A 17269-nucleotide genomic window follows, 5' to 3' on the forward strand; every position below is an offset into this window, starting at 1 on the left:
TGCTTGATAGTGCGGGACTAAGGGTTGCGCGGTATTAGTGGACGCGGCCTCGCCGGGATGCCGGACCGGCCGCGATGGGCCGCGATGGGCCGCGAAGCGGCCCCAACATTTCAGCTCCACATTAGAGCTCAACGCCTACCGTGCGGCTCACAACGGCCAGACTGCACAGGCCATCGATTGCAGCCTCTACAGACACTGCTCAGCCCCCCCAATAATCGCTTACCAGCTATAACTCACCCGCGCCGTCACCTCACGCCCAGGGTTGTAATAATCAGCCGTCCCCGAGCCCACCACGTGCTGTTCATCGAACAGGTTGCTCACGTTCACCGCCAGGTCGGTGCCCTTGGCGATCTGGTACTTGAATGCCGCGTCGAACAACGTGGTGCCGTCGGTCTTCTTGGTGTTGGCCGCATCCATGTAGTAAGCCCCCACGTACCGCGCACCCAGCCCGACACTCACGTCGGTCGCCGGAATGTCGTAGTACGTCCACAACGAAGCCGAATGCTTGGGCGCGGTGGCAAAAGCGTTGCCCTTGAGCGAAGAGCCGTCATACAGCGACCCGCGTTTCACATCGGTGTCCATGTACGAATAGGCGCCAATCACGCTGATATCAGCCGTCACCTGGGCCTTGGCTTCCAGGTCCAGGCCGCGTGCGTGGGACTCACCGACGGTTTGCTGTTCGATGATGCCGCTGGGCAGTACCACAGCGATGGTGACGTTTTCCTGGGTCAGGTCATACACCGCAGCGGAGAACATCGCGTCCATGCCGATGGGCGAGTACTTCACGCCCACTTCGTACTGCTTGCCGGTTTGCGGCGTCACGCCCACCTGGGGTGGGGACACCGACTCCACCATGCTCACGTACGTCGACACTTCGTCGTTGACGATGTAGGTGAGCGCCGCGCGATACGAGGTTTCCGACAAATCGTCGCTCTGCTTGGCGGCCCCGCCCACGTACTCGGTGCTGGACAGATCCATGGAGTCATTGCGCACGCCAGCGGTGGCGATGACGCGGTCGTAGAACGAAAGGTTCTGCTGCATGAACACAGCCTTGGTGGTCACGTCCTGCTTCTTGCGGCTATAGGGCTCGATGCCACGCGGCACGCCGGTGAACACCGGGTTGGCGATGTCGATCGGGGTGGCGAGGCTATAGACCGAGCGCTGCTTGGTCGAGGAGTCCAGGTACTCCACCCCCACCAGGGTGCTGCTGTCGATGTGCTCGAACTGCGCATCGTATTGCAGCATCAGGTTGCCGTTGAGCTGGTCGGCGTCGCTGTCGGTGCCGAACACATAGCGCGGGATGGTCGTGCCCACCCGCGATGGGCTGTCGCTCAAGTAGGCGTAGCCAAAATCGTCGGTCAGTTCGCTGTAGCGCAGGTTGCCACGCAATACAAAGCCGTTGTCGAAGTCGTGGGTGATGTTGCCGGACAGGCTGGTGCGCTCCACATCGTGGAAGTTGTAGCCGGGCTCACCGAAGAACTTGCTTCGGTCGTACTCCTTGTCCAGCGGGTAGCCACCGCTGTTGGGCGAGCTGTTGGTCTTCAGGTAGTCCAGCACCACGGTGGCCGAGGTGAAGTCGCTCGGTGCCCAGGTCAGCCCGCCCATCACCAGGCGGCTGTCGTCCCGGGAATGGTCGTACTCACGGTCGCTGTCCTGCAGCTTGGCCGTGAAGCGCCCCGCCACGGTGCCGCCTTCGTTGAGCACATCGCCCACATCGATGCCGGTCTCGGCATGGTCGTACGAGCCGTAGGTCACGTAGCCCTGGCCGAAGCGCTCGAACCGTGGCTGTTTGGTCACGAAGTTGACCGAGCCGCCTGGGTCGGCGGGGCCGAACAGGGTGGAGTTGGCGCCGCGAATGATCTCGATACGCTCGTAGGCGTAAGGGTCTTCGCGCACGCCACGCATGGAGCTGAGCGTCAGGCCGTCACGGTAGGTGGTGGCCTGGAAGCCGCGAATCTGGAAGTAGTCGTTACGGTCGTCCGACCCATAGAAGTCGCTGATCACCCCTGGGGTGTACTGCAGCGCTTCTTCGGTGGTGCTGACGCTACGCTGCTCCATCTCCTTGCGGGTCACCACCGATACCGACGCCGGGGTATTGAGGATGCTGGTGGCGACCTTGCCCCCCACCCACAACTCCTTGGCCACGACCGAGTTGATGTCGTCGTCGGCGCTGGCCTTGACCTTGGCGTTGACGATTACCGGGGCCAGGCGGTAGTCCTCGGTGGCGCCCAGCTCCAGCGGGCCGGTGGGCTTGGGCTGGGGCAGCAGCAGGTAGGCGTTGGGGCCTTGCTGTTCAGATTGCAGGTCACTGCCCTGCAACAGCGAAGACAAGGCCGCTGCGGTACCCAGCGAGCCCTGGACGCCCGGCGTCGTCTGGTGGGCCACGCTTTGCGCGTCATACGAGAGGCTGATGCCGGCTTCCCTGGCAAAACGATCGAGCGCTGGCGCCAGCGGGCCTGCCGGAATGTTCCACTGCTTGAGCGGGCTGCTGCTGTCAGTGGCCGCAGGCTGGGCCAGGGCTGGCAGGACATGGCTGCCTACCACGAGCCCGAGCAAGGCGCCACGCAGGGCTCGGTTCAGGGGGTGGCGCGGTGAAACCGGGGTAGAACTCATTCTCTCGCTCCGTAGCGTATCGGCGGGCGGCCTGTATTCCGGCCTTCCCTACCTGCCGAACGAGAATGAGAAAACACCTCATTTATTTTCAGATTAATTAACTTCGGTTGTAGGTTGGGTCCTACACCTTACCGATGGCCTGCCTCACTTTGCCCAGCAGCTCACCCATACGGAACGGCTTGATCAGCATGTCCATGCCATCGCCGAGAAACGCCTGCCGGTCCAACGCGGCATCGGCATAGCCGGTCATGAACAGCACAGGCAGTTCGGGCCGGTAGCCACGGGCAAGGTCGGCCAGCTCTCGGCCGCTGAGCGTTGGCAGGCCAACGTCGGTCAGCATCAGGTCCAGGCTCGGGTCGTCGCGCAGGTATTCCAGCGCCTGGTCGGTGGTCGAAGCCAGTGTGCAGTGGTAGCCGGCATCGGCCAGCGCTTCGGCCACCGACAGCCGCACCGAGGCCATGTCCTCGACGATCAGCACATGCTCGCCGTTACCCTGTAGATCGAGCCCACGCTCGCGCACCACGGGCACGGCTGCCTGCGCGCTGGCCGGCAGCATCAGCGCCACTTCGGTGCCCTGCCCCACCACGCTGTTGAGCATCACGTGGCCGCCGGACTGCCGGGCGAAACCATAGATGGTCGACAACCCAAGGCCGGTGCCCTGCCCGACAGGCTTGGTGGTGAAGAACGGGTCGAACACCTTGTCCAGCAACTCAGGTTCGATGCCGGTGCCGTTGTCGCGCACGCTGACCATCACATAGGGGCCGTCGGCAAGATTGGGGTTTTCCTGGGACCAGATGGCGGCCGTGTCGAGCCAGATCCGCCCGCCCTTGGGCAGCGCGTCGCGGGCGTTGATCACCAGGTTGAGCACCGCGCTTTCCAGCTGCACCGGGTCGACCAGGGCGATGGCCGGTTGGGTGGAGAGGTTCAGGGTCAACGTGATGCGCTCGCCAATGGTGCGGGTCAGCAGTTCTTCGAGCGAGCGCACGTGGCGGTTGACGTCCACGGGCCGGGTGTCCAGCGGTTGCTGGCGAGCGAAGGCCAGTAGCCGATGGGTCAGCGAAGCCGCGCTGTTGGCCGAGCTGAGCGCAGCTTCGGCATAGCGCGGCACTCTGTCGACACGGTTCTCGGCCACCCGTTTGCAGATCAGTTCGAGGCTGGTGATGATGCCGGTCAGCAGGTTGTTGAAGTCGTGGGCGATGCCGCCGGTCAAGCTGCCCAGTGCCTCCATTTTTTGCAGTTGCACCAGCTGCGCCTCGGTGCGTTCGCGCACGGCCACTTCATGGGCCAACTGGCTGGTCGCGTCGTCCAGCCGGGCCAGGTGCGAGCGTTCGCGGTGACGGTGCTCGGTGATGTCCTCGACGAACACCAGGCACAAACCCGGCGCCTGATACGGCGAAAGCTGCCACTCGGTCTCGCGTACATGGCCATGCACCTGCATGCTCAAGGTGCCCTGCCAGCGCTCGCCAGCCATGAGGTGCTCGCGCAGGCTGGCCAGCGCCGCCTCCTGCCCATCGGCGAAGCAGTCGTGCAGCTGCTCGGGGTGGCGGTTGTCCTGGATCAGGTAGCTGAACGCCTGGTTGCATTCATGCACCTTCAGCTGGGCGTCCATCACGGCAATCGGCGCCGACACACTGGTGAAAATCTCGCGAAAGCGTGCCTCGCTCTGGCGCAATGCGCGCTCGGTGTCGCGCACGCGCAGCAAGGTGCGCAGGGTGGCCAGCAGCACGTCCGGGTCGACGGGGTGAATCAGGTAGGCATCGGCGCCAGCGTTCAGCCCGGTGATGATGTCGCCGCTCTGGATCGACGCGGCCGACACATGAATCACTGGCAGCAGCGCCGTGCGTGGGTCCTGACGCAGCAGCCGGACGATGTCGAAGCCGCTCATGTCCGGCAGGTTCACGTCCAGGATCAAGGCGTCGATCTGGCTGTCGCGGATCAGCGCCAGGCCCTCGCCGCCCGTGCCGGCCTCCAGTACCTGGTACCCGTGCACCGCCAACCGCCTGCGCATGGCGTAGCGGGTGGCAACGTTGTCATCGACGATCAGCAAGCGCACATCGGCATTCATTCAGTGCTCTCCGGGGCGAGGGCAAGCGGGATCACCACGAAGAAACAGGAGCCGACGCCCGGCTCGCTCTCGACGCCCACATGACCTCCCAGCAGCTCGGCAAAGCGCTTGCACAGCGACAGGCCCAGGCCCGTACCGCGCAAGCGTTTCTGCAACGGCGAGTCCACCTGGGCGAAGTCTTCGAACAGGGTACCCAGCAGCTCCGGTGCAATGCCGATACCCGTGTCGCTCACGGCGAAACGGATACTGTCATCGCCTTCCAGGCAGGCGGAAATACGCACTTCGCCCTGTGAGGTGAACTTCAGGGCATTGGAAATGAAGTTGCGCAGAATCTGCGCCAGCTTCTTGTCATCGGTGTACAGCCGCGGCAGGCCGGCATGTTCTTCGAAGATGAGGTCCACGGCCGTGGCATCGACGATGGGCCTGAACATGCCTCGCAGGGCGGCGAACAGGTCGAACATGTCGAACCAGGCCGGCGAAATGGTGATGCGACCGGCTTCGATCTTGGCCAAGTCGAGCAAGTCGTCAACCATGTCGGACAGCTCGCGGGTAGCGGTACTGATGAAGGTGACCTGACGGTGCTGTTCCGCCGACAACGGCCCGTCGAGCTCGTCGGTCAGCAGGCCGGTGATGCTCAAGATCGAGCCCAGCGGGGTGCGAAACTCATGGCTCATGTAGGACAGGAAGCGGCTTTTGAGGTCCGAGGCCTGGCGCAGGTGCTCAGCCTGGGTATCCAGCTCGGCATACAGCGCCAGCACGCCCTGGTTGGTTTCATCCAGCTCGGCGCGCAAGGCGTCGTTCTCGGCTTGCAGGCGGGCAATCAGTGCGGCATCAGCCATTGGGCAGCTCCAGGTCGATGACAAGTACGGTGACATCGTCCCGGCCTCGGCAGAAGTCGCGGTGCAGCACCGCAGCGATCACGGCCGGATGACGGTGCACCAGGCCAGGGTAATCCTTGAGGTTCCACCGGGACTGCAGGCCATCGCTGTACATGATCAACACATTTCCGTTCAGATCAGCGTAGTCGAACACTTGGGTTTTTCTGAATTGCCCGCCGACGATGCCGGGCATTGACGCCAGGCCTCGTGATTGGCTGCCATTGACCAGGCTCGCGCCGATGTTGCCGATGCCGGTGTAGCTCAGCCGTGCATTGCAGCCGTCGTAGTGCGCCAGGGCCACGGCGCCACCGCGTGTGCCTGCCATCGCCTGGTGCATGGACAGAAGCTGCTGCTGCGGGTGGGCGAACGGTGCCTGTGCGAACACTGCCGCGCCCGCCTGGGCTGCCGCTTCGGCTTCGCTGCCATGCCCCAGCCCGTCGATCACCAGGGCGCTCACGCGCAGCCCATCGAAGGTCAGGTGCCAGGTGTCGCCGCAGGCCGGGTCGCCATTGAGGGCATGCTGGCTGACGCCGAAGCGCAGGTCAGTACCTGGGTCATTCTGGGCATACAACCGCGCCAGAACTACGGCTCCCCGGGTATCGGCATAGACGTCGAAGACTTGAGCCTGGCGGGCGATGGCGCCCAGGCCAATGCCTTGGGTGCCCGCCGACGAATAGCCGTCGGCCAGGCAGGCTTGGGCATCGAACCCTTGCGCGCGATCGAGGGTGAGCACTTCGATGCCAAACCTGCCGTCACCGCGCGGCAGCGCCCGCAGATGAAGCTCGCCGTGCCCGGCATGCTTGAGCACGTTGGTGCACAGCTCGGTCACCACCAGCGCGACACGTCCGGCGTCCGTTTCGTCATGACCGTGGGCCTGAGCAAGTTTTTGCGCGATCCGTCGAGCGTGGCCAACGTCACTGGGGTCAGCCAACGGTACGACGCAGGTCTGGCTGGCAGCGATGCTCACGCCCATCGTGTGATCGTCACACGGGTACCCTCGCCAGGCGCGGTATCCAACTCGAACTCATCCACCAGGCGCCGCGCGCCGGTCAGGCCCAGGCCCATGCCACCGCCCGAGGTCCAGCCGTCGGTCAACGCCAGGCCGATATCGGGAATGCCAGGGCCTTCGTCACGAAAATGCAGGCGCAGGCCCACGCGACCGAAGTCCTCCAGCACCTGCCAGTCCATGTCGCCGCCACGTCCGTAGACCACGGTGTTGCGGGCCAGCTCGCTGACGGCGGTGACCAGCTTGGTCAGGTCGACCAGGCGCATGCCGCACTCGCCCGCCAGCTTGCGGGCCAACTGGCGCGCAAGGACTACATCCTGCTCGATGCGCACCGGCAGGCTACCGCTGTCGCGCACATTCATTTGCGGGTCACACGCTGACGCAGCACTTGCATGCCGCGTTCCACATTCAAGGCCGTACTTACCCCGGGCAACGTCAGGCCCAGTTCCACCAGGGTGATCGCTACGGCAGGCTGCATGCCGACCACCATGGTCTCGGCGTCCATGATGCGTGACAGGCCCGAGATGCTGGCGATCATGCGCCCGATGAACGAGTCGACCATGTCCAGTGCCGAGATGTCGATGAGTACGCCGCGGGCGGAGGTGCTGCTGATGCGGTCGGTCAGGTCTTCCTGCAGGGTGAGGGCCAGTTGGTCGTGCATGTCCACCTGGATGGTCACCAGCAGGAATTCCCCCATCTGCAGGATCGGGATACGCTCCATGGCTCAGGCTCGCTGGCCGAGGTCGCTGCCCACGCGGGTCAGGGCCAGCTTCAGGGCATCGGCCAGGTTAGCCTTGGTGGTCAGGGTGCCAAGGTCCAGGCCCAGGTGCACGATGGTCTGGGCGATCTGCGGGCGGATGCCGCTGATGATGCAATCGGCGCCCATCAGGCGAATGGCCGTCACGGTCTTGAGCAGGTGCTGCGCCACCAGGGTGTCCACGGTGGGCACGCCCGTGATGTCGATAATGGCGATTTCCGAACCGGTGTCGACGATGCGCTGCAGCAGCGACTCCATGACGGTCTGGCTGCGCTGGGAGTCGAGGGTGCCGATCAATGGCAAGGCCAGCACACCGTCCCACAGTTTGACCACCGGCGTAGACAGCTCCAGCAGTTCTTCCTGCTGGCGGCGAATGACGTTTTCACGGCTCGCCTGGTAAGTGCGCATGGTGTGCATGCCCATGCTGTCGAGCAGCTCGGACACGCGCCAGAGTTCCTCGGCCAGCGTGGCCGGGTCGGCGCTGTAGTGCGATTGCAGCAAGGCGAACAGCGGACGCTTCAGGGCGCAGATGAAGTGCACGGTCTGGTGGGAGTCATGGCCCATCTGCGCGCGCGATGACGACAGCTTTTCGAGGAACCGGCGTACGGCCTCCCAATCGGCGGCTGCCAGGTTGGCGCCACCTTGGCCCTTCAAGCCCTGCACCAACAGTTGCAGGAACTCGCGTGTCTCTTGGGCCAGCACCTGTTCCTTGACGTTGCGCGTGGCACCGTTGGCTTCCAGGCCTGCCAACCACTGGGTCAGCAACTGATCCTGGTTGTTTTCGACCGCGTCCAACGTACTGCTTTGCAGTGCTGCCATGTATCTGAGCTCCTGTGGTGAAAGCGGGCACCTTCACGCTATGACCGGGTGTTTTGTGAGTGACAGTTACTGGCCGGAATAGTTGTCCGGGTGGCGCATTTAATTGCATTAGGCCATCGGATGGTAGTCCATTGCTCAAAGAAATTTGGCAGGTTGGATCAAGGGCAGGCGAGTGCGCCGTGAGCACCGGACCAAGTGTGGGTGCGACTGCCTCTTCACGCCATGGCCGGTAGCGTCCCTGCGCCTTGAAACCATTGGTGACCCCGGCACTCAATAGGGGCTACCCACCAGAAGGAACTGATGCATGAACACGACTCGCCTGATCCTGCCCCTGCTTGCCAGCCTTGCTGGCGTGGCCACCGCTCACGCTGAAAACCTCGATCAAACCGAGGCTCTCACGCGTATCGGCCAAGTTCTGACGTGCAAGCGCGTGGTCTCACCCGAGCAGTTCGATGCACTGGTCACGGCGGCCAAGGGCCAGGCCACCGTCCAGGCGTCGGAGCTGTCGGACGCTGAGTATTCGCTGGCGCAGCCAGTGGAGGTCTACGGCCAACCGATCACGCAGCTGACAGCACATGCTGCCAGTGACGGCGAAGGTGACTTCAACGAATTTTCGGGGATGTTCAAGGGCCAGCGCGTCGAGGACATCGCCAAGCTGAGCGGCATCGGCAAGGATGACCTGGGGCATTACACCCAGGAAGTTGGCAACCACGATGTGTCGTTGCGGGGCGAGTCGGGCAGTACCTACGTTGCCTGCACGCAAGACAAGCGCCCGGCGCAGTAGGCTGATCGCCTCGCCGCCCAGCGCCTATGAGCTGCCAGCCCTGCAAGGCTGGCATTCCCGCCTGCCTCAGTACAGACGTGTGCAGCCCCGAAGGCTTACCCATCCAAGTAGGAGCAGGCCTCGTGCCACGATGGGCCGCAAAGCGGCCCCAGCACCCTGAGTTGCGAAGCTGATAACCCTGAGGCCGCATCGCAGCCTCAAGGCTCCAGCAAAGCTCATCTCAACCCAACGACCGCGCCCCCACAGGCTGCGCATGACCGCGTGTCGTCACGATACCCAGGAAGGAAATCAGGATCGCAAGCCCCAGCGTGGCGCTCACTTCCGCCCGGTGCTCGGGCGTGTACATCATCACCGCCAAGGCCAGGGCAATGAAGATGATCACCGCCCAGGTCAACCAGGGGAACAGCCACATGCGGAACTTGAGCTCAGTATTCTCCCGCTCAAGACGGCGACGCATGCGCAGTTGGGAGATGGCGATGACCATGTAGACCAGCAGCGCGATGGCACCTGAGCTTGCCAGCAGGAACTCGAACACGCCCTTGGGTGCGAAGTAGTTGAGCACGGCGATGGATGCACCGATCAGGGTGCTGCCGAACACCGCAGCACGGGGTACGCCGACCTTGGACGTGTGTTTGAGCATTGCCGGCGCATCGCCACGCTTGGCCAGCGAATACATCATGCGCGAGGCGATGTAGATCGAGGAGTTCATGCAGCTGGTGACCGCTACCAGCACCACCAGGTCGACCAGCAAGGCCGCATTGGGGATGTTCATGATTTCCAGTGCACGCTGATACGAGCCCACCATAGCCAACTGTGGGTCGTTCCACGGCACGACGGAAATGATCACGAAGATGGAGAGGATGTAGAAGGTACTGATGCGCCAGATGACCGAACGGGTGGCCTTGGCGATGTTGCGCGAAGGATCGCTCGACTCCGAAGCGGCGATGGTCACTGCCTCCGTGCCGATGAAGCTGAACATCACAGTGATGAACGCGCCCACCACCGCCGCCCAGCCATTGGGCGCAAAACCGCCATGCTCGGCAATCAGCCCACTCAAACCGCTGACTTCACGGTTGGGCAGCCACCCCATCAGCGCCGCGAAGCCGAGGCTGATGAAGGCAAGGATCGCAGTCACTTTCAAAATGGCGAACCAGAACTCGAACTCACCGTACTTGGCCACACTGAACAGGTTGGTACCTGCCAGCAACAGCACGGACGCCAAGGCGAAGATCCAGCTGTCTATCTGCGGGAACCAGGCGTTGAGCACATGCCCTGCCGCCAGGGCTTCGATGGGAATGACCAGCACCCAGAACCACCAGTACAACCAGCCGATGGTGTAGCCGGCCCAGCGGCCGATGGCCTGGTCGGCGTAGGTGGAAAAGGAACCGGTATCGGGGTGCGCGACGGCCATTTCGCCGAGCATGCGCATGACCAGGACGACCAAGGTCCCGGCCACGAAATAGGAGATTATGGTAGCCGGGCCGGCTGCCGCAATGGCGTGGCCCGAGCCGACGAAAAGTCCGGCGCCGATGATGCCGGCGATGGACAGCATCGTTACATGACGTGGCTTGAAACCTTGTGCAAGGTTGCCATCAGATCCCACGGTGTTCATTGATGTTGTTCTCTTTTTGCTGACACAAGGATGGACGGGCAGGCGTAGGCGAAAATAGCTCCTTGAAGGGTTCAGGTCGACAGGTTGCTTGCGCTCTGTTGTTGATCTTTGCAGCGCATCACAAGGCAACGTGCCAGTGGGGGTCGGGCTTCATTTAAGCCCCGCAGGGATGAGGGAAATTACACGAGAACGCCCCGGAACTGTTCGATCACGACAGCGCTTTTGTGCAAGCGACAAATGTCGCGATTGGCATGTCCGAACGCGCCATCAACGCCAATGACCCTTCTGTTTTTCATTCGAGTGTGTTGCACCCGCTACCTGTCCAGCAGGCAGCGGGTGGCGCGGGCATCAGGCCAAGGCGTGGTCGACCAGCACTTGCAGCCGCCCCTGGGAACAGCGCTCGACCCGCGCCTGGACGCCATACACCTGCGCCAGCAGGTCGGGCACCAACACATCCTGCGGCGAACCACTGGCGACCACCCTGCCCTCGCGCAGCACCACCAGCCAGTCGGCATGGCTGGCAGCCAGGTTGATGTCGTGCAGCACCGCCACTGCCAACAGGCGATGCACCTGTACGCGCTCACGCACGGCGTCCATGACCCGCAATTGATAATGCAGGTCCAGCGCGCTGGTGGGCTCATCGAGCAGCAGCACCTGCGGGTTGCGCGCCAGCAACTGGGCCAGCGCCACCAATTGCCGTTGCCCACCGGACAAGCTGTCCAGCGAGCGCTGGGCCAGGTGCTCGATACCCAGCTGGCGCAGGGCCGCAAAGGCCTGGCCCAGCAGGTCGTCCGCGCTGCCTACGCGAAGTGCGGCCATGATGCTTTCCAGCACGCCAAGGGCAATGCCGGGGGGCAACTGCTGGGGCATGTAGGCTAGCCGTCGAGCGCGCTCGGCAAAGGCCAGGCGGTTCACGTCCTGGCCATCCAGGCGCAGGCCGCCACGCATGCGTTCAAGCCCTGCCAGGGCCCTGAGCAGCGTGGACTTGCCCGCCCCGTTGGGCCCCACCAGCGCCACCAGGCTGCCTCCGGGCAGGGCAGGCAGGCTGACCTCGTGCAAAATCTGCCGCGCACCGTAGGCGACCGAAACCTTGTCGATCACCAGGCTCACAGCTTTCTCCCTCGCCGGAACACCAGCGTCACGAAAATCGGTACCCCCACCAGGGCGGTGACGATGCCGACCGGCACGATGACGCCTGGCATGATCAGCTTGCTGGCAATGGAGGACAACGACAGCATCAGCGCGCCCACCAGCGCGCTGGCCGGCAGCAGGAACCGCTGGTCTTCCCCCACCAGCAAGCGCGCAATGTGCGGCCCGACCAGGCCGACGAAGCCGATGGTGCCAACGAATGCCACGGCGGTTGCCGACAACAGGCTGATGCGCAGCAGCGAGGCAAAACGCAGCCGCCGGGTGTCCACACCGAAGCTGCGCGCCCGGTCCTCGCCCATGCGCAGCAGCGTCATCGAAGGTGCCGCCCGCAGCGAAAACGGCAACACCAGCGCCACGACCAGCGCCAGAATGCCGAGTTTGTTCCAATCGGCCCGGGCCAGGCTGCCCATGGTCCAGAACACCAGTTGCTGCAATACGTCTTCGGTGGCCAGCAGTTGCAACAGCGACACCAGGGCATTGCAGCTGAACACCAGGGCGATGCCGAACAGCACCAGGCTCTCCACGCCCGCCCCGCGAAGCCGCGACATGGCCTGCAACAACACCACCGACAGGCAGGCGAAGACGAAGGCCATCACCGTCACCTGCACCCCCGCCGTCATCCAGGCGATGCTGAGCGGGTAGGCGATGGCAAGCGAAGCCCCCAGTGCCGCTGACGAGGACACCCCCAGGGTGAAGGGGCTGGCCAGCGGGTTGTCGAGGATTGCCTGCATCTCGGCCCCTGCGAGCGACAGTGCCGTGCCCACCAGCACGGCCATCAGCGCGTAGGGCAAGCGTACGTTCCAGATGATCACCCGCTCCGTGGCGCTGAGCGTGGCCGGGTCGAACAGGCCTTGCACCAGTCGCCCCAGGCTCATCCCCGACGCACCGCTGGCCAGGTCGCTCAAGACCGAAACCAGCAACAGCACGGCCAGCCCGGCAACCAGCCCGGTACGCCGCCACAGCAGCCGGCGGTAGTGCCAGGCGGCCTGTTGCACGCCTGGCAGCGCCTGTGCGGTCACTGGGCGTCGACCCAGTACTGACCGTCCAGCCCTACCTTGAGCATGCGGTTGATCTCGGCCATGGTCGCTTGCGGGTCGATGTCCTTGAACCGCTCCGGGTGCACCCAGCGCGCCATCGCTTCAATTGCAAGGATGTTGAACGGCGAGTTGTAGAAGTCATGCCACAAGCCATGGGCCTGGCCGGCCTGGATGGGCCGCAAGGGGGCGAATTCCGGGCGGGCGGTGATCTTCGCCAGGCTGTCCCGGGCCGTTTTTTCGGAAACCCCGGCCCCCAGCAGTACGCCGGGGGCGCGGTTGCCGGTGGCGATATAGACGTCGGGGTCGGCTTGCAGCACGTACTCGACGCTCACATCGCCCAGCGCACCGGGCACCACGTCGGCACCGATGTTATGGCCACCCACCGCCTGGACCACACTGCCCAAGCCGCTTTTGCCAGTGGTATGGCCAGGCGCTTGCCACACCCCGGCCAGCAATTCCAGAAACACCTTGGGCCGCTCGCTTTCCTTGATGCCAGCCACGCCCGCTTTCACCTGCTCCAGGTGACGGTCGTACAGGTCGAGGTACTGCTGCGCCTGCTGTTCACGGCCTAGCAGCGTACCCAGCGCCTGCATGCTGACGTGGGTATTGCGCATGGGGTGCACACGAAAATCGATGAACAACACCGGCACGCCGGCCTTGGCCAGCAGATCGGCCACCGGGCTGTGCTGGGTCGGGCCTTCGCCGGCGATGCTGAAAATGGCCAGGTCAGGCTTGAGCGACAGGATCTGCTCGGCGCTCACGCTCTGCTCGGAGGCCTGCCCTATCAAGGGCAGCTTGGCGATCTGCGGGTACTGCCGGGCGTAGACCTCATAGGTATGCGGGTCCAGCAAGCGCATGTCGTTCTGCCAGCCCACCACGCGCTGGAAGGGGTTATCACGGTCGAGCAGCGCCAGGGCGAAGAACAAACGCCCCTCGCCCAGCACGATACGTTGCGGGGCGTGGTCAAGCTCGACGGTACGCCCCAGCACATCGGTAACTTGCAGGGCTTGGGCGGTGTGGGCAAAGCCGAGGCAGGACGCCAGCAGCAGCAAGGCAGGCAGCAGGCGCTGCCGCAAACGGGGGAACAGGCACATCGGGGCGTCCTCTTGAAGAGAGAATCAGTCGCAACGGAGCCGGGCATTCTAGCCAGCCGCCTGTGCTCCCGATGTGCGCGAATGTATTGGTCTGGTCGCCAGCCATTACATCCCGTTACCCCAAGGCGTTACCAGGTCAGGCAGATCTTGCCGAAATGGCGGTTGCTTTCCTGATAGCGAAACGCATCGACGATGTGTTCGAGCTCGAAGTGCTTGTCCACCACCGGGCGCAGGCCGTTGGCCTCGATGGCCCGGACCATGGCCTGCTGCTGGGCACGGCTGCCTACCAGCACACCCTGCAGGCGGATCTGCCGCACCAGGGCCTGCACCAGCGGCAGCTGCCCCGCCACACCGGTCAAAATGCCGATCAGCGAGACATGGCCCCCGATGCGTGCGGCGATCATCGATTGCTCCAGGGTGGCGGGCCCGCCGACTTCGATCACATGGTCCACCCCACGGTTGTCGGTCAGCTCACGCACCTTTTCGCCCCAGGCCGGCGTGCGCGTGTAGTTGATCACGTGGTCGGCGCCCAAGGCCTTGAGCCGCTCGAGCTTGGCATCGCTGGAAGAGGTGGCGATCACCGACGCACCGGCCAGCTTGGCGAACTGCAGGGCAAAGATCGACACCCCGCCGGTGCCCTGTACCAGCACCGTGTCACCGGGCTTGAGGTGATCGTCGCTCATCAGCGCGCGCCAGGCGGTAAGCCCGGCGGTGGTCAAGGTCGCCGCCTCGGCGTGGCTGAAGCCCTTGGGCGCGCGGGTGAAGGCCGTGGCCAGCGCGGTCACATGGCCACGGGCATAACCGTCCAGGCCATCGCCCGGCACCCGGGCAAAGCCCTCGACATTGGCCTCACCATCCAGCCAGTCAGGGAAGAAGGTGCTGACCACGCTGTCACCGACCTGAAAGTCGCTGACGCCGCTGCCCACGGCGATCACCTCGCCGGCACCGTCGGCCATCGGGATGCGCCGTTCGGCTGGGCCCCACATGCCGCTGACCACGGCGAAGTCGTGGTAATTGAGGGAGCTGGCATGCAAGCGTACGGTGATTTCACCCACGCCTGGGGCAGTGGCCTCGCAGGTGCCGACCTCGACCTTGTCGTAGCCGCCGCCGGGTTGAACGTAGATCGCCTTGCTGCTCATGGTCGAGTGCTCCATCTGTAAAAAGGAAAGTGGTCGGCGAGCGTGGGGTCAGCCCAGCATACGCTTCAAGGCATGACAGTCGGGCGCATGTCGGTCAGCAAGGCCCGGCCAGGCGTCGTGCGGCTGGTTCACAAGCACCGTGCCCGCGCCGGCGGCTCGCCCGCAGTCGAGGTCGAAGCGGTGGTCGCCCACCATCACCATCGCCTGCGGCGCGACGCCCCAGGCGCCGGCAATCTTGAGCAGCCCATCGGGGCTGGGCTTGGGCTGCGCTTCGTCACGCCCAAGAATGTGCGCCACCGGAAAACAGTCGGCAAGGCCAATGGCTTGGAGCGTGATGTGTGCCAGTTCGCGGGCATTGCGGGTGAGGATGCCCAGTTGGCAACCACGGCTGGCCAGCTCACGGACCAGCTCCACCGCCCCCTGGGCAGCTTTGGAGACCAGCGCCAGATGACGCTCGTGCTCCAGCAGCCAGGCATGCTTGGCGGCGGCTTCGTCTGCGGGCAGAGCCGCCAGGTGCGCCAGAATGTCGTCCTTGGGAGGAATGCCCAACTTCACGCGGATAGCGGCAAAATCATGCGCGGCCACGGTCAGGGTGCCGTCCATGTCGAACACCCAATGGCGCACCTGGCCCAGGTTCATGCCCAGTCCTTGCGATGACGGATCAGGCCTTCCTGGCTGGACGAGGCGACCAGTTGGCCGGCCTGGTTGAAGATGCTGCCGCGGCAGAAGCCACGGGCATTGCCAGCCCAGGGGCTGTCGGTGGCGTACAGCAGCCATTCATCAGCCCGCAGGTTGCCGTGGAACCACAAAGAGTGGTCCAGGCTGGCGATCTGCATGTCCCGCTGCCAGACCGACTTGCCATGGGGCAGCATCGATGTGGTCAGCAGTCCGAAATCAGAGGCGTAGGCCAGGATGTACTTGTGCAGCGCAGGGATAGCCGGCAGATTGCCGTCGGCGCGGAACCAGGCGTATTTCACCGGGTCGCCGGGCTTGGGGTTGAACGGGTCACGCTCGGTTACTGGGCGAATCTCGATGGGCTTGGCGCACAGCACCTTGTCGCGGATGCGCTCAGGAAGCTGATCGGCCATGGCGCTGGCCAGTTCCACTTCGGTGGGCAGGTTTTCAGGGCCGACCACATCGGGCATCTGTGCCTGGTGGGTGAACCCGTCCTCGTCGTACTGGAACGAGGCGCTGCAGGTGAAGATCGTCTTGCCCTTCTGAATCGCCGTGACACGTCGGGTACTGAAACTGCCGCCATCACGCACGCGGTCCACCGAGTACACCACCGGCAGGCTGGCATCGCCCGGGCGCAGGAAGTAGCCGTGCAGCGAGTGCACGTGGCGGGCATCCTCTACCGTCTGGCTGGCGGCCGACAAGGACTGGCCCAGCACCTGGCCGCCATACAGCTGGCGAAAACCCAGGTCCTGGCTGCGGCCGCGGAACAGGTTTTCTTCAATGGCTTCGAGGCTCAACAGGTCGACCAGGTCGTCCAACACATGACTCATCAGGGTTCTCCGTAGACGCAAGACGTGCTCACAAGGCGCCGTGGGCCGGCGCTCGATTCAACCGGCGCGGCCCACGCATGAGCCGCACCGTCCAATAGCGCAAATAATACAGGGTTTGACATCGCCAGCCCCCCTGGCGGTTCACTCGGCCCGCAAGGTCTGCTCCCACCGCGCGCGATCGATCCGATACAGCACATGCGGGCGCAGTGGATGGCCGAGGGCGACACGCGGGTGGTCGAAACTGCCTGCCAGGTCCTGCTCCATGCCGATGGCTTGCATCACCTTCTGCGAGGGCAGATTGAGGGTGCTGGTAAAGGACACCACCTGCTCGACCTGCAACTGGGCAAACGCACAGCGCAAGCACGTCCAGGCCGCCTCACTGGCAAACCCCAGGCCCCAGTGCCGACGTGCCAGGCGCCAGCCGATCTCGACTGCCGGGGCGAAGGGCGCGTCGAAGTTGACATTGAGCAGGCCCGTCATGCCGATGAAAGCCCCACTGTCCTTGCGCTCAAGCGCCCACAGGCCAAACCCGTACTCATGAAAATGCCCGCGGATGCGGCCGATTAAGGCAGCCGCTTCAAGGCGTGTGAGCGGCGCGGGGAAGTAGCGCATGACCTGGGGGTCGGCGCACAGGGCAGCGAACTCGCGCAGATCCTCGTCCTGCCATTGGCGCAGAATCAGCCGCGCGCTTTCCAGTTCCAGAATGGGGGTCATGGGGTTCGCTCCGTTTTGGCGTGCTGCACTGTACAGCGTAGGCGCAGGCACGACCGCGCACCGGGTAATGAGTAGCCGAATGCATTTTTCACATGCG

General features: G+C 64.2%; 16 protein-coding genes. 1 reads left to right on the forward strand and 15 read right to left on the reverse strand.

Going from position 1 to position 17269, the window contains the following annotated elements:
- Positions 1 to 219: 219 nt before the first annotated feature.
- The 7 genes from FH041_RS14435 to FH041_RS14465 all read right to left on the reverse strand — a co-directional run bounded on the left by FH041_RS14435 (position 220) and on the right by FH041_RS14465 (position 8138).
- Positions 220 to 2613: a TonB-dependent siderophore receptor gene (locus tag FH041_RS14435; protein WP_104925759.1), complete on the reverse strand. Its 2394-nt coding sequence runs from the start codon at positions 2611 to 2613 to the stop codon at positions 220 to 222.
- A 121-nt stretch (positions 2614 to 2734) separates the two neighbouring features.
- Positions 2735 to 4678 (reverse strand): response regulator, encoded by a 1944-nt coding sequence (locus tag FH041_RS14440; RefSeq protein ID WP_140174775.1) that lies wholly within the window; start codon positions 4676 to 4678, stop codon positions 2735 to 2737.
- Complete coding sequence (locus FH041_RS14445) at positions 4675 to 5517, reverse strand: sensor histidine kinase KdpD (RefSeq protein ID WP_028687124.1); 843 nt, start codon at positions 5515 to 5517, stop codon at positions 4675 to 4677. The genes FH041_RS14440 and FH041_RS14445 overlap by 4 nt, the downstream gene beginning before the upstream one ends.
- Positions 5510 to 6529, reverse strand: a complete 1020-nt coding sequence (locus FH041_RS14450) for an ATP-binding protein (RefSeq protein ID WP_373682125.1) — start codon at positions 6527 to 6529, stop codon at positions 5510 to 5512. Before FH041_RS14450 ends, FH041_RS14445 begins: the two co-directional genes overlap by 8 nt.
- A complete protein-coding gene (locus FH041_RS14455) occupies positions 6520 to 6924 on the reverse strand; it encodes an anti-sigma regulatory factor (RefSeq protein WP_023534560.1) in 405 nt (134 codons plus the stop codon). The genes FH041_RS14450 and FH041_RS14455 overlap by 10 nt, the downstream gene beginning before the upstream one ends.
- The gene (locus FH041_RS14460) at positions 6921 to 7283 is read right to left on the reverse strand and encodes an STAS domain-containing protein (protein WP_027915208.1); all 363 of its coding nucleotides are present in this window, start codon (positions 7281 to 7283) and stop codon (positions 6921 to 6923) included. Before FH041_RS14460 ends, FH041_RS14455 begins: the two co-directional genes overlap by 4 nt.
- Before the next feature lie 3 nt (positions 7284 to 7286).
- Positions 7287 to 8138, reverse strand: a complete 852-nt coding sequence (locus FH041_RS14465) for an STAS domain-containing protein (protein WP_140174777.1) — start codon at positions 8136 to 8138, stop codon at positions 7287 to 7289.
- 304 nt (positions 8139 to 8442) lie between these two features.
- Here FH041_RS14465 and FH041_RS14470 point away from each other — a divergent pair, with 304 nt between their 5' ends.
- Positions 8443 to 8922, forward strand: a complete 480-nt coding sequence (locus FH041_RS14470; RefSeq protein WP_111475485.1) for a hypothetical protein — start codon at positions 8443 to 8445, stop codon at positions 8920 to 8922.
- A gap of 220 nt (positions 8923 to 9142) precedes the next feature.
- Here the strand turns inward: FH041_RS14470 and gabP are convergent, their stop codons facing one another.
- From gabP to FH041_RS14510, 8 genes are all read right to left on the reverse strand, one after another.
- Entirely contained in the window at positions 9143 to 10534 is a 1392-nt protein-coding gene (gene gabP, locus FH041_RS14475; RefSeq protein WP_027915210.1) for a GABA permease, read from the reverse strand.
- 348 nt (positions 10535 to 10882) lie between these two features.
- Entirely contained in the window at positions 10883 to 11644 is a 762-nt protein-coding gene (locus FH041_RS14480) for an ABC transporter ATP-binding protein (RefSeq protein ID WP_140174779.1), read from the reverse strand.
- Positions 11641 to 12702, reverse strand: coding sequence for an iron ABC transporter permease (locus FH041_RS14485; RefSeq protein WP_111475486.1), 1062 nt, complete (start codon positions 12700 to 12702; stop codon positions 11641 to 11643). The genes FH041_RS14480 and FH041_RS14485 overlap by 4 nt, the downstream gene beginning before the upstream one ends.
- A complete protein-coding gene (locus FH041_RS14490) occupies positions 12699 to 13814 on the reverse strand; it encodes an ABC transporter substrate-binding protein (protein WP_027915213.1) in 1116 nt (371 codons plus the stop codon). Before FH041_RS14490 ends, FH041_RS14485 begins: the two co-directional genes overlap by 4 nt.
- A 128-nt stretch (positions 13815 to 13942) precedes the next feature.
- Positions 13943 to 14953, reverse strand: a complete 1011-nt coding sequence (locus tag FH041_RS14495; protein WP_088523411.1) for an NAD(P)-dependent alcohol dehydrogenase — start codon at positions 14951 to 14953, stop codon at positions 13943 to 13945.
- A gap of 48 nt (positions 14954 to 15001) precedes the next feature.
- The gene (locus FH041_RS14500; protein ID WP_027915215.1) at positions 15002 to 15592 is read right to left on the reverse strand and encodes an HAD family hydrolase; all 591 of its coding nucleotides are present in this window, start codon (positions 15590 to 15592) and stop codon (positions 15002 to 15004) included.
- Positions 15589 to 16458: an acyl-CoA thioesterase II gene (tesB, locus tag FH041_RS14505; protein WP_023534523.1), complete on the reverse strand. Its 870-nt coding sequence runs from the start codon at positions 16456 to 16458 to the stop codon at positions 15589 to 15591. Before tesB ends, FH041_RS14500 begins: the two co-directional genes overlap by 4 nt.
- Positions 16459 to 16599: 141 nt before the next feature.
- Complete coding sequence (locus FH041_RS14510; RefSeq protein ID WP_027915216.1) at positions 16600 to 17172, reverse strand: GNAT family N-acetyltransferase; 573 nt, start codon at positions 17170 to 17172, stop codon at positions 16600 to 16602.
- Positions 17173 to 17269 lie beyond the last annotated feature (97 nt).

It is taken from the genome of Pseudomonas sp. SWI7, from assembly GCF_006351945.1.
GTDB lineage: Bacteria > Pseudomonadota > Gammaproteobacteria > Pseudomonadales > Pseudomonadaceae > Aquipseudomonas > Aquipseudomonas fulva.